Consider the following 21,727-nt stretch of genomic DNA (forward strand, 5'->3'; position numbering starts at 1 on the left):
GCGATGAGCGAGTGGGCGGGCGGGGTGCAACCCGCCTCGCCGACGCCCACGCCGATACGGCAGAGGACCAGGGTCGCGAAGCTGTTGGCCGCGCCGGAGAGTGCGGTGAAGCCGGACCAAACCATGACGGCGGTGCCGATAATCATCGGGCGGTTCTTACGCTCGGCCAGGCGCGCGATCGGGATGCCCAGCACGGTATAAAAGATCGCGAAGGCCAGGCCGCTCATCAAGCCGAGCTGCCAGTCGGCGAGGCCAAGATCGTTCTTGATCGGCTCGGCCAGGATGTTGATGACCGCGCGGTCGAGGAAATTGATGATGTAGATGCCGAGCAGCAGGAACATCGCATAGCGCGTGTAGGCCGGCGAAAACGGCGACGTACTGGCCCCGGCGGCGAGGGGCGACGCGATGGGTTCGACCGACGGTGCGGCAGTCTCGGTCATGAATGGGTTTCCTCAAAAATGTCGAACTGAAATTCTTATTGTTGAAACCACTGTAGCCGATGGCGCCCGGTCCAGGGCAATAGGCTGACCCAAGGAAAAGGAGCGCGCATGGAACTCGTGATCGGAACCAAGCGGTGGTCGACCTGGTCGCTGCGGCCCTGGCTGGTGCTGAGGAAGGCCGGCGCGCCGTTCACGGAGACGCTGATCGCCCTGCGCCAGGAGAACAATCAGACCGAGGCGGCGATCCTGCCTCACTCCCCCTCGGGCCTGGTGCCTGCGCTCAAGGACGGCGATCTGCTGATCTGGGATTCGCTGGCGATCTGCGAGTATCTGGGTGAGCGGTTCCCCGACGCCGGGCTGTGGCCGGCCGATGCCGGCCTGCGCGCCCTGGCCCGGGCGGCGGCCTGTGAAATGCACTCCGGCTTCCAGTCCCTGCGCGGGGAGTGCCCGATGATGCTGGAGGCCGAGCCCAAGGTCGCCGCGCTGTCGGAGGCCACCCAGAAGAACATCCGCAGGATCGTGGAGCTCTGGTCGCAGCTGCTGCGCGCCTCCGGCGGCCCGTACCTCGCCGGGACATGGGGGATCGTCGACGCCTTCTACACGCCGACAGCCACCCGGTTCCGAACCTATGGCGTGAACCTGTCCGACTACGGCGACGACGGCCGGTGCGGCGAATACCTGACCCGGTTGCTGGCCGACCCCGACTTCCTGGATTGGGAAGCCGCGGCCAAGGCCGAGCGATGACCTGTTCCTGCGCGTCCCGGCGCGGCGTGCTGGCCGGTCTCGCCAGCGGCATGCTGTTCGCCGGCTGCTCCGAAAACGCCGCCACCGGCCGCCAGCAGTTCGCGCCCGTGCCCGACGACCAGCTGGCCGCCATGGCCGACCAGGCCTGGGCGGAGCTTGCCGCCAAGACCCCGGTCTCGGCCGACCCGGTCCTGCAGGCGCGCCTGGAGAAGCTGGGTCAGACGCTGGCCAAGGCCAGCGGCCGGACGGATCTGGACTGGCGGTTCACCGTATTCGACCGCCCGGAGATCAATGCCTTCGTCCTGCCCAACGGCAAGGTGGGCGTGTTTCGCGGCCTGATGGACTTCGCCAAGGACGATGACGAGCTGGGGTCGGTGATCGGCCACGAGATCGGCCACATCATCGCGCGCCATCCCGCCGAGCGGGTCAGCCAGCAACTGGCGCTGGAGGTGGGGGTCGGCGTGATCCAGGCGGTGCTGGCCAATGGCGAGTACGGCGAGCATGCCGGCCAGATCGCCGGCGCGCTGGGCATGGGCGCCATGTATGGCGTGATCTTGCCCTATTCGCGCAAGCACGAGCTGGAGGCCGACAAGGTCGGGCTGGACCTGATGCGGGACGCGGGCCACGATCCCTCGGGCGCCCTGCGCTTCTTCGAGCGGATGGCGGCCACGAGCGCCAGTCGGCCTCAACCGCCGGAGGTCCTGTCGACCCATCCGGCCGACGACGCGCGCTTGGCGGCCTTGCGCGAGGCTCTCGCGGCGCTTCCGAAGGCGCGGCCGACGCAGGGTCAGCCTTCCTAGCAGGGCGTCGTCGGGTCTAGGGTCTCCACCAACAAAGGGAGAGAACACCATGGCTCAGGACACCCAACTTGTGGGCAAGACCGCCTTCGTCGCCGGCGGCTCCAGCGGGATCAATCTGGGGATCGCCAAGCGGTTCGCCGCGGCGGGCGCGAATGTTGTGCTGATCAGCCGCAGCCCCGAGAAGATCGAGGCCGCGGCCAAGGAAGTTTCCACCTTCGGCAAGCCGGCCATCGGCATCGCCGCCGACGTCCGCGACTACGCCGCCGTGGAGGCCGCGCTGAAACGCACCTTCGACGAGCACGGGCCCATCGACATCGTGCTGTCGGGCGCGGCGGGCAACTTCGTGGCTCCGGCGCTGGGCATGAGCGCCAACGGGTTTAAGACCGTGGTCGACATCGACCTGATCGGCACCTTCAACGTGCTGCGCGCCTCGTTCGAGTTCCTTCGGCGGCCCGGCGCGTCGCTGATCTCGATCACCGCGGGGCAGGCCGAGCGCGCCAGCCTGTTCCAGGCCCATGTCTGCGCCGCCAAGGCCGGGATCAACATGCTGACCAAGTGCCTGGCCCTGGAGTGGGGGCCGGCCGGGGTGCGGGTCAACGCCATCTCGCCTGGCCCCATCGCCGACACCGAGGGCATGGCGCGCCTGGCCTCGACGCCGGAGGCCGAGGAGCGGGTCAAGAGCCGCAACCCCATGCGCCGCTACGGGACGAAGGACGAGATCGCCGACATGGCGCTGTTCCTGTCCTCGGACCAGGCCGCCTACGTCAACGGCGCCATCGTGCCGGTGGACGGCGGCAGCGGGGCGGGAGATGCTTCAGGCAACGCGCTGGCGAATTACGCCTGAGGCGTGGGCGAATTTTCAGGGAAGGATTTGAAATGAAACTCTATTCCGGCGACTTGAGCCCGTATTCCGCCAAGGTGCGGATGCAGATCTACGCCAAGGGCGTCACCGATATCGAGATCGAACTGCCGCCCGGCTTCATGACCGGTGAGTTCTACAAGGTCTCGCCGCTCGCCCGCATCCCGGTGCTGGACCTGGGCGGCGACGTGATCCCCGAGTCCGAGGTGATCAGCGAGTATATCGAGGAGATCCACCCGACGCCGCGCCTGCTGGGCGGCTCGCCGCGGGAGACGGCGCAGATCCGCACGGTGTCGCGGATCGCCGACATCTATCTGATGAATAACATGTTCATGCTGGCCGGCCAGGGGCGGAAGTCCACTCGCGACCAGGCGGTGGTGGACCTGCTGAGCGGCCAGGTGATCCGCGGGATCAAGGCGCTGGAGCACTATATCGGCGTGGACGGATTCGCCGCGGCGGGTCGGTTGACCCTGGCCGACTGCACCCTGGTTCCGGCGCTGTTCCTGGTGGAGAACGTGCTGTCGACGGTCGAGGTTGAGAACCCCATCCCGAAGTCGCCGAAGGTGGCCGCCTATTGGGCCGCGATGCAGAAGAACGAGCACGCCGCGCGGACCCTAGTGGAGCTGCATCGCGGTCTTGAGGAACGTCGCGCCCTGATCGCCAAGATGGCGGCCAAGGCCAAGGCGGACGCCTAGCTAGGCGTTTCCGGCCATGCGTCGCCGGTGCGGAGGCTGGGCGAAGATGTGGATCGCCGCGGACTCCGCCTCGGGGCGCGTGGGCGCGAAGCCGCCGGCCACCAGCTCGCCGTCGACATTGAACACCCGCCAGCGCCAGTCGGTGTCGGCCTGGTCGATGGCGTAGGCCAGCGTCGTGTCGCCCATGATCCCCTCCGAAGCGTCGCGCGACCCCGTGCCATAACGGGAGCCGTGGAGGTCAGGCGAGCAAATGGCGGGCCGTCTCGCCTTGCCGCGGCGAGGCGGCTATAGGTCGAGGACGGCAAGCGGGCGTGGCGGAACTGGTAGACGCACCGGACTTAAAATCCGTAGGGCCGCAAGGCCCGTGCCGGTTCGACTCCGGCCGCCCGCACCAGGTTGACGTCGCAGCCGCGAGTCCCGGCAGGCGTGCGTTCTCTCGAGGCGGCGGTCGCCTAGATGACCAGGCTCATCATCCACTGTAGCGCGACCGCGGCGGCGGCGAGGGCGGCCAGGGCGCAACCGAAACAGACGGCGCCCTCGGCGAGTGTCTTTGAACCATGGTGATCGGGCTCGTGGAGCGCCATCGGTGGTTTCCTCCTCCGCGCCGACCCGCTCTCAAGGGCAGATCGTCCGCGAAGGTGGAGCATGCGCCAGCCAAGGCGGATTGGCTAGTCTGGAGCTACCGCTCGACGCAGGGCGCCGACAGGAGGTGTCGGATGACCGACTGGAGCACCCGGGCGATGGCCTCGCGGTCGGAGTCGGGATTGTTGACACCGCGCACGCTCATACCCTCGAACAGCATGCTCAAGACCTCGCCGCGCGCCTGGCTTTCCCGTTCGTCGCAGCCGACGGGCAGCACGTGTTTCAGCAGGTCCTGCTGCATCTGGCGCTCCTCGGCGTCGGCGTCGCGCAGGATCGCGGCGACCGTCGGATTGCGCGCGGCCTCGGCCACCACCTCGAGCATCAGGGCCGCGCGGTTCGGGTCGTAGAGGTCCGACACCGCGGTGGCGCACTTGGTCAGGATGGCGTCCAGGACCGGCTGGGGTCCGCCCTGCAGCTCCAGGAACTTGTCGCGCATCTCGCCGGTGTCGCGGGCAACGATGGCGGCGATGATCGCTTCCTTGTTGTCGAAGTAGCGATAGATCTGACCGACGCTCAGACCCGCGGCCTGGGCGATCTCGGCCATGCTGGCACCGTGGAATCCGGAGCGCCGCGCGCACGCCGAGGCGGCGTCGACGATCTGCTGGCGACGCGACTCCGCGTCCGACCGTTTGACGGTGGATTCGGTCATTCGATGACCGTTGTGCATTGCAGCAAAAAATCGACCTCCGCCGGTTGACTTAGGGTAACCGCCTCACTAGGTACGGCCTGAGAATGAACGTTCATTCTCATTCTCCATATAGGGGGCCGTGTCAAGGTTTACGACCGCGACCGCCCTGGCAGGTGCCCAGATGTCGAAACCCCTCCTGACCGCCGCCGCCGTCGCGCTGGCCTTCGTACTGTCCGCCTGCGGCGCCAAGCAGCAGGGAGGTCCCGACCCCAATGCGCCCGCGCCCGTGGGCGTGATCGTGGTGCGCACCGAGCCGGTGACCCTGACCACCGAACTCAGCGGCAGGACCTCGGCGTCGCTGGTCTCCGAGGTGCGTCCGCAGGTAAGCGGGGTCGTGAAGGCGCGACTGTTCCAGGAGGGTTCGAGCGTCCGGGCGGGTCAGTCGCTCTATCAGATCGACCCGTCCACCTATCGCGCCAGCCTCGACAGCGCGACAGCGGCGCTCGCCCAGGCGAGCGCGACGGCGACCTCGGCGAAGCTGAAGGCCGACCGATACAAGGAGTTGGTGGCGATCAACGCCGTCAGCCGCCAGGACAACGACGACGCCCAGGCCGCCGCCCAGGCCGCCGCGGCCAACGTTCAGGCCCAGCGCGCGGCGGTTCAGCAGGCCCAGATCAACCTCGGCTACACCCGTGTGCAATCTCCTATCTCCGGGCGGATCGGCAAGTCGTCGGTCACCCCGGGCGCCTTGGTCACCGCGGGCCAGGCCGCGCCGCTCGCCACGGTCCAGAACCTCGACAGGATCTATGTGGACGTCACCCAGTCGGCGTCGGACCTCCTGAAGCTGCGCCGCGACATGGCCGCCGGCACGGTGGGCGGGCCCAACTCGGCCCAGGTCCGGCTGATCCTCGAGGATGGCTCGACCTATCCGCAGCCGGGGACCCTGGCGTTCTCGGATGTCACCGTTGACGCCGGGACCGGCTCAGTCGGCCTGCGCGCCATCTTCCCCAATCCGAACGGGGCGCTGCTGCCGGGGCTCTATGTCCGGGCCCAACTCGTCCAAGGGGTGGCCACGGCGGGCATACTTGTGCCGCAGGCCGCCGTCAGCCGCGATCCGCGCGGTTCGGCCACCGTCTATCTGGTCGACGCCGCAGGCAAGGCGCAGCTGCGCCCCATCACCGCGGCCCGGACCGTCGGCGACAAGTGGCTGGTCACCGCGGGCCTCAAGCCCGGCGAGCGGGTCATTGTCGAGGGCCTGCAGAAGGTCCGGCCCGGCGCGGCGGTCAAGCCCGCGCCCATCGTCGCCGCCCGCTGAGGACCTGTCATGCTGTCACGCTTCTTCATCGACCGGCCGATCTTCGCCTGGGTCGCCGCCATCGTCGTGATGATGGCCGGCGCGCTGGCGATCCGCACCCTGCCCATCGCTCAGTACCCCGACATCGCGCTGCCGCAGGTGGCCATCCAGGCCGTCTATCCCGGCGCCTCGGCCAAGACGGTCGAGGACAGTGTCACCCAGGTCATCGAGCAAAAGATGAAGGGGCTGGACGGTCTGGAATACATCAACTCGGCCAGCGACGGCAGCGGGGCGGCGACGATCACCCTGACCTTCAAGGGCGGCACCGACATCGATATCGCCCAGGTGCAGGTCCAGAATAAGCTGCAGACGGCCACGGCCCTTCTGCCCCAGGAGGTGCAGCAGCAAGGCCTCAGCGTGGTCAAGTCCACGCGCAACTTCCTGATGGTGGTGGGTCTCTACGCCACTGACGGCAAGGCCTCGAACTCCGACCTCGCCGACTATCTCGCCGCCAACCTGCAGGACCCGATCAGCCGCGTGGACGGGGTCGGCGACGTGCAGCTGTTCGGCGCGCAGTACGCCATGCGCATCTGGTTGGATCCCAGCAAGCTCGCCGCCCGCAGCCTGACGCCGGCCGACGTGATCGCCGCCATCCGAGCGCAGAACGCCCAGGTCTCGGCCGGCCAGCTGGGCGGCACCCCCGCCATGCCTGGCACGATGCTCAACGCCACGATCAGCGCCCAGGCGCGACTCCAGACCCCCGCCCAGTTCGAGCAGATCATCCTGAAGGACACCGGCGGCGGCACGCACGTCTATCTGCGCGACGTGGCGCGGGTGGAGCTGGGCGCCGAGAACTACAATTCGCTGGCCAAGTTCAACGGCAAGTCGGCGGCCGGCCTCGCCATCAAGCTGGCCCCCGGCGGCAACGCGCTGGAGACGGCCGACGGCGTCAAGGCGCGGGTGGCGGAGCTGGCCAAGGCCTTCCCGCCCGGCATCGGCTACGTGATCCCGGTCGACTCCACGCCCTTTGTCGAACAATCGATCAAGGAGGTGGTCAAGACCTTGGCCGAGGCCGTCGTCCTGGTCTTCCTGGTGATGTTCCTGTTCCTGCAGAACTGGCGCGCCACCCTGATCCCGACCATCGCCGTGCCGGTGGTGCTGCTGGGCACCTTCGGGGTGCTGGCGGTTCTCGGCTATTCCATCAACACGCTGACCATGTTCGGCCTGGTGCTGGCCATCGGCCTGCTGGTCGATGACGCCATCGTCGTGGTCGAGAACGTCGAGCGGGTGATGGCCGAGGAGGGTCTCTCGCCCAAGGAAGCCACCCGAAAGTCCATGGACGAGATCACCGGCGCCCTGGTGGGCGTCGCCTTGGTGCTCGCCGCGGTGTTCGTGCCCATGGCGTTCTTCGGCGGCTCGCAGGGCGTGATCTACCGGCAGTTCTCCATCACCCTGGTCTCGGCGATGACGCTGTCGGTCCTGGTGGCCCTGGTGCTGACACCGGCGCTCTGCGCGACGCTGCTCAAGCCCGTGGACCATGAACGCGAGGCGACCAAGCGCGGCTTCTTCGGCTGGTTCAACCGCAACTTCGACCATGCCAGCGGCCGCTATCAGGGCCAGGTGCGTCGCATGCTGGGTAAGGGCGGCCGCTGGATGGCGGTCTATGGCGCCATCGTGCTGGTCATGGTCCTGCTGTTCGCGCGCCTGCCCAGCGCCTTCCTGCCGGAGGAAGACCAGGGGACGATCTACACCATCGTCCAACTGCCCCCCGGCGCCACCGAGGAACGCACCCAGGTGGTGCTGAAGCAGGTGGCCGACCACTTCCTGAAGGGCGAGGCCGAGTCCGTGGAGTCCGTCTTCACCGTCTCCGGCTTCAGCTTCGCCGGCGCCGGCCAGAACGCGGGCATCGCCTTCGTCCGCATGAAGGACTTCGAAGAGCGCAAGGCCGCCGACCGCAAGGTGAAGGCGGTGGCGGAACGGGCCATGGGCGCGTTCTCCCAGATCCGCGACGCCCAGGTGTTCGCCATCGTGCCGCCGGCGGTGCCGGAGCTGGGCAACTCCTCCGGCTTCGACCTGCAGCTGCAGGACGTCGGCGGCGTGGGCCACGAGGCCCTGATGGCCGCGCGCAACCAACTGCTGGATATGGCCGGCAAGGATCCGAACCTGGTGGGCGTGCGCCCGAACGGCCAGGACGACACGCCGCAGTTCGCCATAGATGTCGACCACGCCAAGGCCGGGGCCATGGGCCTGACCACGGCCGACATCAACGCCTCCCTGTCGACCGCGCTGGGCGGGTCCTACGTCAACGACTTCGTCGACCGGGGCCGGGTGAAGAAGGTGTTCGTCCAGGCCGATGCGCCGTTCCGCATGACACCCGAGGACCTGGAGCGGTGGTACGTCCGCAACGGGGCGGGCCAGATGGCGCCCTTCTCGTCCTTCGCCTCCAGCCACTGGACCATCGGTTCGCCCCGGCTGGAGCGCTACAACGGCCTGCCGGCGGTGAACGTCCAAGGCGCCCCCGCGCCGGGCCAGAGCTCGGGCCAGGCCATGGCGGTCATGGAGGAACTGGTCGCCAAGCTTCCCGCGGGCATCGGCTATGAGTGGACCGGTCTGTCGCTGCAGGAACGTGAGGCGGGCGCCCAGGCGCCGGCGCTGTACGCCATCTCGATCATCGTGGTCTTCCTGCTGCTGGCGGCGCTCTATGAGAGCTGGTCGATCCCGCTGGCCGTGATCCTGGTGATCCCGCTGGGCGTGGTCGGCGCGCTGTTGGCGACGTCGCTGCGCGGCCTGTCCAACGACATCTACTTCCAGGTGGGCCTGCTCACGACCATGGGGCTGGCGGCCAAGAACGCCATCCTTATCGTGGAGTTCGCCAAGCATCGCTTCGAGGCGGGGGTCACGCTGGTCGAGGCGACGCTGGAGGCGGTGCGGATCCGCCTGCGGCCGATCATCATGACATCGCTCGCCTTCATGTTCGGCGTCCTGCCCCTGGCGATCTCCAACGGTCCGGGCTCGGGCAGCCAGCACGCCATCGGCACGGGTGTGATCGGCGGCATGTTGTCGGCGGTGGCCCTGGCGATCTTCTTCGTCCCGCTCTTCTTCGTGCTGGTGCAGCGATACCTCGGCCGCAAGGCCGATCCGCAGGCGCAGTCGGCGCAACTCCCCCATGAGGCTGTCTGAGATGCGACCCTTCCTCCTGGCGCTGCTGGCGGCCACCGCGCTCAGCGGCTGCACCCTGGCGCCGCGCTACGAACGGCCCGAGCTGCCGGTGGGGCAGGCCTGGCCGGTCACCGCCGAAGCCGCGCCGTCCGCCGGCGTTCCGGCCGCCGACCTGGCCTGGCGGGATGTCTTCCAGGACGCCCGCCTGCAGTCGACCATCGCGCTGGCCCTGGAGCAGACCCGCGACCTGCGCGTGGCGGTGGCGAACATCGCCCGCGCAAGGGCCGAGTATCGAATTCAGCGCGCCGACCTGCTGCCGGCCATCAACGCCGTGGGGGCGGGCGAGCGGGCGCGAACGCCGGCCTCCGTGTCCCAGACCGGCCGCGCCGAAACGATCGAGCAGTTCAGCGTCAGCGCCGGCTTCGCGGCCTATGAGCTCGACCTGTTCGGCCGCGTGCAGAGCCTGAGCGCCGCGGCCCTGCAGTCCTATCTCGCCACCGAGGAGAACCGCCGCACCGTCCAGATCAGCCTGATCGCCGAGACCGCCAACGCCTATCTGACCCTGGCCGCCGACCGCGACCTGTTGAAGATCACCCAGGACACCCTGGCCAGCCGCGAGGCCGCCTACGACCTGAGCCGCAAGCGGTTCGAGGCCGGCGCGACGTCGGAACTGGACCTGCGCCAGGCCCAGACCCTGACCGAGCAGGCCCGCAGCGACGCGGCCGTCGCCACCGCCCAGGTGAACCGCGACCTCAACGCCCTGCGCCTGCTGGTCGGCGCCGAGGTTCCGGCCGAGCTGCTGCCGCAGGGCGGTCTGGCGACCATCGCCGTGCGCCCCGACATCGCGGCGGGTCTGCCCTCCGACGTGCTGGTGGCTCGCCCCGACGTGCTCTCCGCCGAGCGTGCCTTGCGGGCCCAGAACGCCAATATCGGCGCCGCGCGGGCGGCCTTCTTTCCGCGCATCAGCCTGACCGGCTCGACCGGGACCATCAGCCCTGAGCTGGGCGATCTGTTCGGCGCGGGCGCACGGAGCTGGAGCTTCGCGCCGCAGATCGTGCTGCCGATCTTCTCCGGCGGCGCCAACATCGCAAACCTGCGTGGGGCGGAGGCGTCACGCGACGCGGCGCTGGCGCAGTACGAGAAGGCGATCCAGACGGCGTTCCGGGAGGTCTCGGACGCCCTGGCGGTTCGCGCCACCATCACGGAGCGGGTCTCCGCCCAGGGGCGGCTGGTCGAGGCGGCCACGGCGACCCAGCGGCTCACCCAGGCGCGCTACGACAGCGGCGTCGACGGATACCTGGCCCTGCTGGACGCCCAGCGGACCCTCTACGCCGCGCGCCAGTCCTTGCTGGCGTCGCAGCTCGCTGAGGCCGCCAATCGGGTGGAATTGTATCGCGCGCTGGGCGGCGGAGGATAGGCCGCCGCGTCGTTCAGGCCGTGAAGGCGCTGTAGATCCAGGCGGCGACGCCCGCCAGGGTCAGACCGGTCAGCAGGCCGCGGAAGAAGGCGCCGTTGCGCTCCCACCAGACCCGTTGCGAACGCACGCGCTGCGCCCGGTCAATTCTTCGCTTCTGGAACGCCATGCACGTCGTCTCGCCGATCCCGAGGAGCAAGGCAAGCCAGACCGTCGGCTCGCGACATTTCGTCGTGGACGCTTTGCACGGGCCCGCGAAGCGGTGTCCAATTCGGCGAGGCATCCTGGGGAGGGGCGAGTGGTGGCCAACAGTCTGTTCGCGCGGGCAGCGCTGTTCGCCGCCCTGATCGCGGGGGTCAGCTACATGGCCTCGTGGGACCTGCCGCTGTCGCAGGCGCAGAGCCTGGCCTGGAAGGGTGCGGGGGTCGGACTGTTGGCGTTGTACGCCGCGCTCGTCGCCCGGGATTCCGACGGCTGGCGGCTGTGCGCGGTAATGGCCTTTGGGGCGGCGGGCGACGTGCTGCTGGGCGCGGCGGGGCTGGTGGTGGGGGCGGTGGCCTTCCTGATCGGCCACCTGATCGCCATCTGGCTCTATCTGCGAAATCGGCGCATCGAGACGACACGCAGCCAGAAGCTGCTGGCGCTGGTGCTGATTCCGACGACCGTGCTGATCGCCTTCTTCCTGCCCAGCGATCGCGCGGGCGCGCCCGGGGTGGCCGTCTACGCCCTGGGCCTGGCGGTGATGGCCGCCTGCGCCTGGATCAGCCGGTTCCCCCGCCGGACGGTGGGGAGCGGGGCGATGATGTTCGTGGTCTCCGACCTGCTGATCTTCGCGCGCGAAGGGCCGCTGGCCGGGCAGGCCTGGGTCGGCTTCGGCATCTGGGGGCTCTACTTCCTGGGCCAGACCCTGATCTGCGTGGGCGTCACCAGGACCTTGGCTGCGGGTCGCCCGGCCTAGTTCAGGCCAATTTGCCGCACCGGGCCTTATCTATCCGCTCACCCAAGGCGCGCCTCATGAAGCCGACGCAATCTGGAGGCGCGCTAGGTGAGGACGGTCGACCACAGGGGGCTCGATGCGCCGCGCGGCCGCACAGGTGCGCGGGAGCAGGGCCCGCGCAGGCCAAGCCTGGCCTTTCGACTGGACGAGGCGGCCGTCGCGATTCATCCGATAACGCCGGTCAAGGCGGCCCTGAACCTGTTGGGCGCGCTGATGGGATCGATGATCCTGCCATGGCAGGTGTGTGTCGGCTGGGCGGCTTTTGGGCTGGCGATAGAGGCCTGGGGTTGGTTTGCGACCCGCGCGCAGTTTCGTGGCCGAGCCGTCGATTGGCGCGCGCGCGCGAACTTCGCGGCGCACTACGTCACGGTCAATCTCTGGTGGCTGCTGCTGGGCGTTCTGTTCTGGCGCTCCGGCACGATGGAGGGCCAGGCGAGCGCGGCCATACTGTTCGTGGCCCTGGGCTCGGTGTTCGTCCTGCTCTTTTACAACACGCCCACAGTGTTCCTGGTGGCCGGCGCCGCGCCGGCGGTCGCGGCTTTGAGCGTTGTCACCCTCGCCGACGGGCGAGATTGGCGTCAGATTCTGCCGATCTGGATCGCCCTGGGTCTCACGGCGGCGTTCAACCTGGGTCGAGCGCTGGACACCCCTTCGGCCCAAGCGCAGCAGCGGCGTCTCAATGAGAGCCTCGATCGCTACCGGATCCTGGCCGAGAACGTGACCGACGTCATCATCCGCGCCGATCTGGCCGGCAGCCTGCAATACGTGTCGCCCGCGTCGCTGGCCGTCGTGGGTTACCGCCCCGACGAACTGCTCGGCCAGCAGCGCAGCACTTTCATCCATCCGGAAAGCCTGGCGGTCATGGAGACGGCCTATAGGCAGATGCTCGGCGATCCCGATCGGCCCGTCGAGGTGATCACGCGTGTCCGATGCAAAGACGGCCGATGGGTGTGGCTGCATACCAGCGCCAAAATGGTTCTGGAGCATGGCGTGCCGGTCGGCGTCATCGATGTCAGCCGCGACATCACCGAGCGGGTGGCGGCCGACGACGCTCTGCGCGAGGCCAAGGCGGAGGCCGAGTCCGCCAGCCGGGCCAAGGCGGAATTCCTGGCCAATGTCAGTCATGAGATCCGCACGCCGATGAACGGGGTCTTGGGCGCGCTGCACCTGCTGGAGCGCGAAAACATCTCTGTCGAGGGCCGCGAGCTGATGCGGCAGGCCAGCGATTGCGGGCGAATGCTGTCGCAGCTTCTCAACGACGTCCTCGACTTTTCCAAGATCGAGGCCGGCCAACTGGACCTCGCGCCCGAACCGATGGACGTGGGCGAGGCGCTGACCTCGGTCACCGCCCTGCTGGAGGGCCAGGCGCGGGCCAAGGGTGTGGCGCTGACCTGCGAGATCGCCGGGGAGGCGCTGTGGATCGACGCCGACCCGGTCAGGCTGCGCCAGGCGATGTTCAACCTGATCGGAAACGCGGTGAAGTTCACGACGGAAGGCCGGGTGACGGCGAGGCTGGCCGTCACCGCCCGCGAAGGCGGTCGCCGTCATGTCCGCCTGGAGGTGCAGGACACCGGGATCGGTATGACGGCGGAGGCGCAAAGTCATCTGTTCGAGCGGTTTCGTCAGGCCGAGAACGACACCGCGCGCCGGTTTGGCGGAACAGGCTTGGGACTGTCCATCACCAGAGCCCTGGCCCACATGATGGGCGGGGAGATCACCTTCGACAGCCTCGAGGGCCAGGGCTCGACCTTCCGGCTGGCCTTCGAGGCGCCAGGGGCCTCGCCCGCGGTGGTCGAGGCTGTGGAAGAGGGGCTGCTGGACGGCGTCAACATCCTGCTGGTCGAGGACAATCCGACCAACCGCCTGGTGGCGCGCACGATGCTGGCGCGGCTGGGCGCCCGGATCGAGGAAGCCGAGGACGGCGTCGCGGGGCTGGAAGCGGCGCGGCGGGGCAGTTTCCACCTGATCCTCATGGACATCCAGATGCCGCACATGGACGGGGTGGAGACCACGCGCGCCATTCGAGGCTTGGTGGGCGCGGCCGCCGAGGTCCCGATCATCGGCCTGACGGCCAATGTCATGGTCCACCAGCGCGTCACGTACCTGGCCGCCGGGATGAACGGGGTGGTCGCCAAGCCGATTTCCGCCGCCGCCCTGCTGGGCGAGATCGCCCGGCTACTGGCCGAACCGGAGACGGCGCTGGCGAGCTAGGCGCCCTGCAGCACCTCCCGCACGCCGCGATCCGGATCGTCGACCACCTTGCTGTCCAGATCGAAGATCATCGTGGCCCGGCGGGCGGCGTCGTAGGCCGGCCAGGCAGGCAGGGCGGGGGTATTTGGATCGCCGGTGCGGGCGAAGGCCAGCCAGGCGGCGGACATCTGGTCGGCCACGCGCTGAGGCTCCTCGCCGCGACCCACGAAGTTGCGGGCGCGCTCGACATTGTCGAACACCAGCGGGATTTCCAGGGCGTGCGGGCAGCGCAGTCGGCCGCGGGAGACCGGGGTCTCCCAGGTCAGCATGTACATCCAGACCGGCGCGGCCTGGGCGGCCTTGCGTTCGGCCAGGGTGATGGAGCCGCCCCACATGCCGGTGGCGGTGCCGACGGCGCAGGCCAGGTGGGTCGGCGAGTAGTCGGGGTGCGCCTCACGCAGGGCGCTGACCAGGGCGTCGGCCTTCCGTCCCGCGCCGGTCGCGGCGTGCTTGGCCAGGTCCTCCTCGGTGAACTCGCCGAACTTCGGATGGCCGATCATGAAGAGGGTGTTTTCGTCCTTGTTGGTGCCGATCAGGACGGGGATGTCGGCGCAGAGCGGCGAGGCGTCCGGGGTGAACGGATCGCGGGGCAGGGCGATGCCGTCGACGACAGGCGTGTAGAGGCGCATGGCCTCGCCCGGGATCGCCACGCTGGCGTGGGACAATACCTCGGTCGGGATCTCGGCCAGGGCCTCGGCGCTGTCGACGCCCAGGGCGGAGAGCAGGGCGCGGGCGGTCTGGTCGGCCTCGGCCACGGGCTTGCCACTGAGGCCGGGGCCGCTCTGGATCACCGCCTTGTGGAACAGGCCCTTGGCCGACGGCATTGCCATGAGCAGCGAGACCTTCCAGCCGCCGCCGCTCTCGCCGAAGATCGTGACATTGGCCGGATCGCCGCCGAAGGCCGCGGCGTTGTCGCGGACCCATTCCAAGGCCTGGACGATGTCGAGCATGCCGGCCATGCCCGACTGGGCGTAGTCGGGACCGAACACTTCGCCCAGGTGCAGATAGCCGAAGGCGTTGAGGCGGTGGTTGACGGTGATGGTGACCACGTCGCCTTTGCGGGCCAGCGACCCGCCGTCATACATGGCCGCCCCGCCCGAGCCATTGGCGAAGCCGCCGCCGTGCAGCCACACCATCACCGGCCGCGCCGCGCGGTCCAGGCCAGGGGTCCAGACATTGAGGAACAGGCAGTCTTCGGAAGAGGCCGGTTCGTCCGGCGCCGGCGGATCGCCGGGGGAGACGCGTCGCTCGCCGGGGCCGAGACCCGACTGAATGGCCGGGGCGCCGTAGGCGGTCGTGTCGGCGGGCTCATGCCAGGGCGCCGGGCGCTGGGGTGGCTTGAAGCGCAGGGGGCCGACGGGGGCCGCGCCATAGCGCACGCCCTTGAAGACCTGCAGACCGTCCTCGAGGTAGCCGCGTACCGGGCCGTCGCCGGTGGGGACGATATCGGTGTGCGTCAGGGGCGCGGGCGCCAGGTCGTCGGCCATGTCGAAATCCTCCACCTCGCGCCTCTTGCGGGCGCCGAGCCCATGAGGCCCTAGGCGAGGGCGGGGCGCAAGGCCATACTGATACGTAGAATTGACTTGTGTCCTCAGACCACGGCGCCGAACAGTTTGCCGATACCGGCGGTGAGCCCCAGGGCGAACGCGCCCCAGAACGTCACGCGAAGAATGGACTTCAGGACCCCGGCGCCGCCCGCCCGCGCGCCGACTGCGCCAAGCACGGCGAGGCAAGCCAGTGCGGTGATGGCCACCGCGGCCGGCACCCATGCCGTCGGGACGGCCAACACGACCGCGAGAGGCACCGCGGCGCCCAGCGTGAACGTGCCGGCCGAGGTGAAGGCGGCCTGGATCGGACGAGCCGAGCTGATCTCGGAGATGCCCAGCTCGTCGCGGGCGTGCGCGGCGAGGGCGTCCTTGGCCATCAGTTGCTCGGCCACCTGCTTCGCCAGGGCGAGCTCGACCCCGCGCTCTTCGTAGATCGCCGCCAGCTCAGCGACCTCCGCGTCGCGATCGCCTGAGAGCTCGGCCGTTTCGCGCGCGAGGTCCGCCTTCTCCGTGTCGGACTGCGAGCTGACGGAGACATATTCGCCCGCCGCCATCGACATCGCGCCTGCGACAAGTCCGGCCGCGCCCGCCAGCAAGATGTCGGCCTTGAGCGCGTTTGCGGCGGCGACGCCGACGACCAAGCTCGCGGTCGAGACAATGCCATCGTTGGCGCCAAGCACGGCGGCGCGAAGCCAGCCAATCCGAGCCACGAGATGACGTTCCGAATGGATGTGGAGGCGGCTCATGAGGTCTCAACCTTCCAGGGACGTTGGCTGGGCGCTCGTCCTGACGAAGACATGAGGGGTTGGCGATGCTCACCGCATTGATCGCCATCAGGCGCCGGAGTGAGGTCACCATACCCAGCCCGACGCGGGGCGAACGAAAAAACGGCGTCCGCAAGGACTTGCATGGTCCCGCGCAAGCGAGACACTCGGCGGAACCGCACCCGACGAAGGATGGTCATGCGAGTTGTACTCAAGGCGGGGATCCTGGCGTTCTCGGTCGAGGACGACGAAGAGCTCGAGGCGTTCACAGTCTGGCGCGAGGCCCGGCTGGGCCACGTCTTCGGCCTGGAGAGCGCGACTGCGCGAGGCGGCTCGTTCCACGACCTGGGTCCGCGCGAAGACGCCTGCCGCGAGCCGATCAACATCGTCTCCGACATGGGCGAGGTCCGATGGCGGCCGATCGGCAACCTGGCGCTCACGCCCTTCGCGCTACGCGGCCGGTCGTACGCCAGCGTCGAAGGCTTCTGGCAGGGCTTGAAGTTCGCGACGGAGGAGGAGCGCCAGCGCGTCGCGGCCTTGTGGGGCATCTCGGCGAAGGCGGCCGGCCAAGGCCGGCCGGCCCGCCAGAGCTTCAGCTTCGACGGGTCGGTGTTCCAGACCGGCGGACCCGGTCACCACGCCCTGATGCTGGAGGCCTGCCAGGCGAAGTTCTCCCAGAACCTGGAGGCGCGCGAGGCGCTGCTGGCGACCGGCGATCGACCCCTGACCCACCGCGTGCGCCGCGATAGCGCGATCATTCCGGGGGTCCTGCTGGCGGACTACTGGATGCGGATCCGGCGATCCTTGCGATGATCGCGCGGGTCAGAACAGCCCCAACGACCGGAAGCTGGCCACGCCCTCGCGGCCGACCACCAAGTGGTCATGAACCGTGATGCGCAGGGGGCGGCCGGCGTCGACCACCTCACGGGTCATCTGGATGTCGGCGCCTGACGGGGTGGGGTCGCCCGAGGGGTGGTTGTGGACCAGGATCACGGCGCTGGCCGACAGCTCCAGCGCCCGGCGCATCACCTCGCGTGGATAGACCGGGGCGTGGTCGACCGTGCCGCGGTTCATCAGCTCGTCGGCGATGAGCTGGTTCTTCTTGTCGAGGAACAGCACGCGGAACTGCTCGCGGGGCTCATGGGCTAGGACCAGCTTCACATAGGCCAGGAGTTGGGACCACGAGGTGATCACGGTGCGCTTGCCCACCGCCTCGCGGCCGACGCGCAAGGCGGTCTGGTGCAGCAGTTTCAGGTCGCGGGCCACGGACTCGCCGACGCCGGAGACGGTCTTCAGCTCGGCCTGGGAGGCGGCCAGCACGGCGGCCAGCGAGCCGAACCGTGCGATCAGCGCCTTGGCCAGCGGCTTGACGTCGCCCCGCGGAATGGCCCTGAAGAGATGCAGCTCCAGCAGCTCGTAGTCGGGCAGGGCGTCCAGGGCCGCCGCCGCCCGGTCGCGCAGGCGGTCGCGGTGGCCGAGATAGTGCGGCTTCGGCGCCGGCGCGCGCGACGCTGCGGCCCAGAGGTCGGGTTGAGGACCTTCAGCGAGTTCGCGCGGCTCTGCCATGCCGGGTATCGTTCTTTATTTGTTCCGGCTTGGCAATAGGGTTCTTCAACCCGAAGCTGCGGTGGTGGCGTCTAGGCGCTGATGACAGGCGGCTTGAAGCCGTCCGAGCCGGTGAAGATCTCATAGCCGGTCTCGGTGACGCCGATGGAGTGCTCGCACTGGGCCGACAGGGACTTGTCGCGGGTGACCGCCGTCCAGCCGTCGGACAGCAGCTTCACCTGGTGCTTGCCCAGGTTCACCATCGGCTCGATCGTGAAGAACATGCCGGCGCGCAGGGTGTCGCCTGTGCCCTTCTGGCCGAAGTGCAGGATGTTGGGTGCGTCGTGGAACACCTTGCCCAGGCCGTGACCGCAAAAATCGCGGACCACCGAGCAGCGCATGGATTCCACGTAGGTCTGGATGGCGTGGCCGATGTCGCCGGTCTTGGCCCCGGGCTTCACCTGGTCGAGACCCTTCTGGATCGCCTCATAGGTGACGTCGATCAGCCGTTTGGCGCGCGGCGCGACGGGGCCGACACCATACATGCGACTGGTGTCGCCGTGCCAGCCGTCGACGATGACGGTGACGTCGATATTGACGATGTCGCCCTCGCGCAGGGCCCGCTCGCCGGGGATGCCGTGGCAGACCACATGGTTGGGCGAGATGCAGACCGTCTTGCCGTAGCCGCGATAGAACAGGCAGGCCGGGATCGCCCCGTGGTCGAGGATGAACTCGCGCGCCATGCGGTCCAGGTCGTCGGTGATCGCGCCGGGGACCACGTGGGGGGTCAGCATGTCCAGGCACTCGGCGGCCAGCTTGCCCGCGGCGCGCATGCCCGCGAAGCCCTCGGCGCCGTGGATGCGGATCTGGCCCGTGCGGTGTTCGGCTTCCAGGACGTCGTTCATGCTCTGCTCCGCCCTAGTGGACCGCGTCGCGCCACGGAATGGGCCGGGCGACGCGGATGGCTGTGGGGCTTATGTCGCAATCATAGCACAGGACTTCAACACCCGCCTTCGCCGCGCCGTTGAGGCCCGCGGCGTACTTCGGGTCCAGCTCGGCGCAGGCGGCGAAGAGGTCGCAGTCGGTGCGCTGGATGACGAACAGCATCACCGCGCGGTGGCCGGCCGCCACCATCTCGGTCAGGTCGCCCAGGTGCTTCAGCGAGCGGGCGGCGACGCAGTCGGGGAACTCCGCCAGGGTTCCGGCGCGGCGCAGGTGGCAGTTCTTGATTTCCAGCCAACACGGCGCGCGGCCGTCCTGTTCCAGCAGGAAGTCGACGCGGGAGTTCAGGCCATACTTCACCTCGCGGCGGTGGCTGGAGTAGCCGGTGAGCTCGGGGATGGCGTCGGCGGCCAGGGTCTCGGCCACCAGGCGGTTGGGGTGCATGGTGTTGACGCCCACCAGGCCGCCGTCGACCTCGACCAGCTCCAGGGTGCGGGCGAGCTTGCGCTTGGGGTCGTCGGACTTCGACAGCCAGACGGGCAGGCCCGGGGTGTTCAGGCCCAGCATGGCTCCGGGATTGGGGCAGTGGGCGGTGACCGGGGTCCCGTCGTCCAACACCACGTCGGCGAAGAACCGCTTGTAGCGGCTGACGAGCACGCCGCGGGCGAGCGGCTGGGGGAATTCCATGGACGGGACTCAGGCGGCGACGGGACGGCGCCTCACTTAGGAAGCCGGCGCGCCTGCCGCCACGCTGTGCTGGGGGTCAGAAGAAGAGGCTCTCGAACCTGTTCAAGTTGACGAGGAGGTGTTGGAGCTCTTCGGAATTGTAGTGGTAGTTGTACTCCGTGACGGGGCCCGGCCCGTAGGGGGTCGGAAGGGTCACTTGCGGCGTCCAGGACTGCCAAATGTCGAAGCCCTGGCCTGATAACCCGGCATTCGCGAGCTTGTTGGCCGCCCATTGACTGATTTCCATCAAGCCGCCGGTGCTGGTCGTCGGGATGGTGACGTTCCCGGTGTCGACGTCGACCTCGACGATACGTTGCCTGAGGTATGCGGTGGCCAGGTTGTTCTTGAGGATGACGTCGCTGGAGTCGGCGAGGGTGATGCGCGCGCCCATGCCGTCATAGCCCAGGACGGTATTGTTCTCGATGAGGACGCGGACATTGGAGCCGGCGGTGATGCCGTGCCAGAGCGAACCGACCACCATGTTGCCGGTAATGATGGTGTCGAGATAGGGCAGTTTCCCGCCGCTCTCGTCGCCCATGAAGACGCCCTGCATGGCCTTGCCGTCGCCACGCTCGATCAGGTTGTCGCTGATGACGATGTGATGGGCCGAGGTGGTGGTGGCCGTGGTCCAGAACTGGATCGCGTCGGGGTGGTCGGTGGCGATCGGGTAGAAGTTGGTGAAGTGGTTGTTGGAGATCGTGACGTAGGAGGATCCGCCGCCGCGAATGCCGTCCATCTGGATGTCGTGGATCTTGTTGCCGGTGAAGCTGATGTGATCGCTGTTGAGGTGGTTGACCCCGATCATCAGCTGCTGGAACTCGGAATTGGTCACGCTCACATCGGAGCTGTTGCGGATCGACATCCCAGACAGGTCGTTCTGGGGGTTGTTGTCCATCGAGCCGTGGACGCTGATCTGGTCGAAATGGATGTCGCGGCTGTCGTTGACCTGAAGGCCCCAGCCGCCCTTGGCGGCGTCGACGAAGACCTCGATGTTGGTGAAGTTGAGCCCCGAGCTGTTCTTGATCTGCAGATCGGTCATGATCGCCGGGTTGCCGGGATCCTTCGACGTGATCGTCACATCGTTGGCGAACGTCAGATTGAACAGCCGAAGGCTCGCGTACGACCCACCTTCAAGCGCAATCGTATCCCCAGCCTGAGCAACCTTGAGAGCTTGATAGAGCTGGGTCGCGTTCGCAGCGGTGATGGTCGACATGCCGTCTTTTCCCCGATCCAGCAACCCGGGAGAGACGTTCCGCCCCGGGTCTGCTGATGCAAAACTCAGGAACGGTAAGTAGACGGAACCATTTAGCTTGCCATTAAATGCATTGGTTAATTTGTGTTCACTAAACAACGCCTTTACGCGTTGCTTCATCGAGCAGTTAACAGAATCTCTACGGACAATCTCTACTATAGCTGGGCGCAGACAACTCTGATCGATGTGAACGCTAGGCCCACTGAGTACAAACAGACCTGCGCCAAGTGCTATCGCGATCATCACCACTGACAGCGCCAGCACTCGGGGATAGCGGGGTTTCATCTTGGCTCCCTGGACGCGTGGCTCACGAACGGCGCCGCGCCCTCAACCGCTATATCTGCAAGGGGCAGGCCAATCCATGGCGGGAGGATTGCGTCCCGGTCGGTGGGTAGCGACAGAATTGGCCCGCTTTGCGGCATGATGGGCTTCTGGGCGACCATCCCTCGCAAGCGCGCCGTTTCGCCACGCTCGCGTCAAGTTCAACGCGAAATAAGGATTTGTGCGAGTAGGTATGGCTCGCTGAGCTGCGGGCCGAGCCTGCCGGAGAATACAGGAGTTCTAGGGGATGACGGGCACGCCAGGGGCCGGCCGCCGTGAGCGGGTCATCACGATCAAGCCCTACGCCGCGCCCACTCAGGGATGGATGCGGCTGATGAAGCCCGTCGCCATGCTCGCGCTGGCGTTCTTCTGCTTGGTTTATGGCTTTTTCTACGCCCTGATGACGCCATACCTGTTCATGCTTTTCGCCGCGCCTCTGGGCGTCCTGGCGATGCTCGCGATCTGGGCCCTGCCCGATTTGCGCAACGCGCCGACGAAGACGATGGAGCGCTTCTACTTCGCGTTCATCGTCTGCCTTGTGCTATGGCCCAACTACTTGGCGATCGCCCTGCCCGGCCTGCCTTGGATCACGTTCCTGCGCCTCACGGGCATCCCCATGGCGCTGATGCTGCTGATCTCAATCTCGACCTCCAAAACCTTCAGGGCCGATCTGAGCAGGGTCTTGAGCGCTGCGCCTGTGGCCTGGAA

General features: G+C 68.0%; 21 protein-coding genes and 1 tRNA gene. 12 read left to right on the forward strand and 10 right to left on the reverse strand.

Annotated features, from left to right (window positions below; translation table 11 throughout):
• Positions 1-440 (reverse strand): MFS transporter (locus RMO04_RS07325; protein ID WP_309644127.1); only part of this gene is annotated, 440 nt, incomplete at its 3' end.
• 108 nt (positions 441-548) lie between these two features.
• On the opposite strand from RMO04_RS07325, the gene RMO04_RS07330 reads away from it, so the two are divergent.
• The 4 genes from RMO04_RS07330 to RMO04_RS07345 are packed head-to-tail and all read left to right on the forward strand — an operon-like array spanning position 549 to position 3,538.
• A complete protein-coding gene (locus tag RMO04_RS07330; protein WP_309644128.1) occupies positions 549-1,184 on the forward strand; it encodes a glutathione S-transferase family protein in 636 nt (211 codons plus the stop codon).
• Positions 1,181-1,984 (forward strand): M48 family metallopeptidase, encoded by an 804-nt coding sequence (locus tag RMO04_RS07335; RefSeq protein WP_309644129.1) that lies wholly within the window; start codon positions 1,181-1,183, stop codon positions 1,982-1,984. The genes RMO04_RS07330 and RMO04_RS07335 overlap by 4 nt, the downstream gene beginning before the upstream one ends.
• Before the next feature lie 49 nt (positions 1,985-2,033).
• Positions 2,034-2,828, forward strand: a complete 795-nt coding sequence (locus RMO04_RS07340) for an SDR family oxidoreductase (protein WP_309644130.1) — start codon at positions 2,034-2,036, stop codon at positions 2,826-2,828.
• A gap of 32 nt (positions 2,829-2,860) precedes the next feature.
• Complete coding sequence (locus RMO04_RS07345; RefSeq protein ID WP_309644131.1) at positions 2,861-3,538, forward strand: glutathione S-transferase family protein; 678 nt, start codon at positions 2,861-2,863, stop codon at positions 3,536-3,538.
• Here RMO04_RS07345 and RMO04_RS07350 read toward each other — a convergent pair whose 3' ends face one another.
• The gene (locus tag RMO04_RS07350; protein WP_309644132.1) at positions 3,539-3,724 is read right to left on the reverse strand and encodes a hypothetical protein; all 186 of its coding nucleotides are present in this window, start codon (positions 3,722-3,724) and stop codon (positions 3,539-3,541) included. It lies immediately after the preceding gene.
• Positions 3,725-3,843: 119 nt separating this feature from the next.
• On the opposite strand from RMO04_RS07350, the gene RMO04_RS07355 reads away from it, so the two are divergent.
• Positions 3,844-3,932, forward strand: a tRNA-Leu gene (locus RMO04_RS07355).
• A gap of 58 nt (positions 3,933-3,990) precedes the next feature.
• On the opposite strand, the gene RMO04_RS07360 is transcribed toward RMO04_RS07355, so the two are convergent.
• Both RMO04_RS07360 and RMO04_RS07365 read right to left on the reverse strand, forming a co-directional pair.
• On the reverse strand, positions 3,991-4,122 hold the full coding sequence (locus RMO04_RS07360) for a hypothetical protein (protein ID WP_309644133.1): 132 nt from the start codon (positions 4,120-4,122) through the stop codon (positions 3,991-3,993).
• Between the two features lie 95 nt (positions 4,123-4,217).
• Positions 4,218-4,829 carry a TetR/AcrR family transcriptional regulator gene (locus RMO04_RS07365; protein ID WP_309644134.1) on the reverse strand — a complete coding sequence of 204 codons (612 nt, stop codon included), beginning with the start codon at positions 4,827-4,829 and terminating at the stop codon, positions 4,218-4,220.
• Between the two features lie 160 nt (positions 4,830-4,989).
• Between RMO04_RS07365 and RMO04_RS07370 the strand changes: the two genes are divergently transcribed.
• The 5 genes from RMO04_RS07370 to RMO04_RS07390 all read left to right on the forward strand — a co-directional run bounded on the left by RMO04_RS07370 (position 4,990) and on the right by RMO04_RS07390 (position 13,883).
• The gene (locus tag RMO04_RS07370) at positions 4,990-6,123 is read left to right on the forward strand and encodes an efflux RND transporter periplasmic adaptor subunit (protein ID WP_309644135.1); all 1,134 of its coding nucleotides are present in this window, start codon (positions 4,990-4,992) and stop codon (positions 6,121-6,123) included.
• A gap of 9 nt (positions 6,124-6,132) precedes the next feature.
• The gene (locus RMO04_RS07375; protein ID WP_309644136.1) at positions 6,133-9,282 is read left to right on the forward strand and encodes an efflux RND transporter permease subunit; all 3,150 of its coding nucleotides are present in this window, start codon (positions 6,133-6,135) and stop codon (positions 9,280-9,282) included.
• 1 nt (position 9,283) lies between these two features.
• Positions 9,284-10,678 (forward strand): efflux transporter outer membrane subunit, encoded by a 1,395-nt coding sequence (locus RMO04_RS07380; protein WP_309644137.1) that lies wholly within the window; start codon positions 9,284-9,286, stop codon positions 10,676-10,678.
• A gap of 298 nt (positions 10,679-10,976) precedes the next feature.
• A complete protein-coding gene (locus RMO04_RS07385; RefSeq protein WP_309644138.1) occupies positions 10,977-11,633 on the forward strand; it encodes a lysoplasmalogenase family protein in 657 nt (218 codons plus the stop codon).
• An 87-nt stretch (positions 11,634-11,720) separates the two neighbouring features.
• Positions 11,721-13,883, forward strand: a complete 2,163-nt coding sequence (locus tag RMO04_RS07390) for an ATP-binding protein (RefSeq protein WP_309644139.1) — start codon at positions 11,721-11,723, stop codon at positions 13,881-13,883.
• Here RMO04_RS07390 and RMO04_RS07395 read toward each other — a convergent pair.
• On the reverse strand, positions 13,880-15,409 hold the full coding sequence (locus RMO04_RS07395) for a carboxylesterase/lipase family protein (protein ID WP_309644140.1): 1,530 nt from the start codon (positions 15,407-15,409) through the stop codon (positions 13,880-13,882). The two genes, RMO04_RS07390 and RMO04_RS07395, sit on opposite strands and share 4 nt — an antisense overlap.
• Positions 15,410-15,513: 104 nt before the next feature.
• Positions 15,514-16,215 (reverse strand): VIT family protein, encoded by a 702-nt coding sequence (locus RMO04_RS07400; RefSeq protein WP_309644141.1) that lies wholly within the window; start codon positions 16,213-16,215, stop codon positions 15,514-15,516.
• Between the two features lie 216 nt (positions 16,216-16,431).
• Here RMO04_RS07400 and RMO04_RS07405 point away from each other — a divergent pair, with 216 nt between their 5' ends.
• Entirely contained in the window at positions 16,432-17,046 is a 615-nt protein-coding gene (locus RMO04_RS07405) for a hypothetical protein (protein ID WP_309644142.1), read from the forward strand.
• A gap of 9 nt (positions 17,047-17,055) precedes the next feature.
• On the opposite strand, the gene radC is transcribed toward RMO04_RS07405, so the two are convergent.
• The 4 genes from radC to RMO04_RS07425 form a co-directional block, all read right to left on the reverse strand.
• Positions 17,056-17,799 (reverse strand): DNA repair protein RadC, encoded by a 744-nt coding sequence (radC, locus tag RMO04_RS07410; protein ID WP_309644143.1) that lies wholly within the window; start codon positions 17,797-17,799, stop codon positions 17,056-17,058.
• A gap of 71 nt (positions 17,800-17,870) precedes the next feature.
• Positions 17,871-18,683, reverse strand: coding sequence for a type I methionyl aminopeptidase (gene map / locus RMO04_RS07415; RefSeq protein ID WP_309644144.1), 813 nt, complete (start codon positions 18,681-18,683; stop codon positions 17,871-17,873).
• A 13-nt stretch (positions 18,684-18,696) separates the two neighbouring features.
• On the reverse strand, positions 18,697-19,407 hold the full coding sequence (gene sfsA, locus RMO04_RS07420; RefSeq protein ID WP_309644145.1) for a DNA/RNA nuclease SfsA: 711 nt from the start codon (positions 19,405-19,407) through the stop codon (positions 18,697-18,699).
• A gap of 76 nt (positions 19,408-19,483) precedes the next feature.
• Complete coding sequence (locus RMO04_RS07425; protein ID WP_309644146.1) at positions 19,484-20,659, reverse strand: right-handed parallel beta-helix repeat-containing protein; 1,176 nt, start codon at positions 20,657-20,659, stop codon at positions 19,484-19,486.
• Positions 20,660-21,353: 694 nt separating this feature from the next.
• On the opposite strand from RMO04_RS07425, the gene RMO04_RS07430 reads away from it, so the two are divergent.
• The coding region (locus tag RMO04_RS07430; protein ID WP_309644147.1) for a hypothetical protein at positions 21,354-21,727 on the forward strand (374 nt) is incomplete at its 3' end.

The sequence above is a fragment of the Phenylobacterium sp. genome, from assembly GCF_031412415.1.
In the GTDB taxonomy this organism is placed as follows: Bacteria; Pseudomonadota; Alphaproteobacteria; order Caulobacterales; family Caulobacteraceae; genus Phenylobacterium.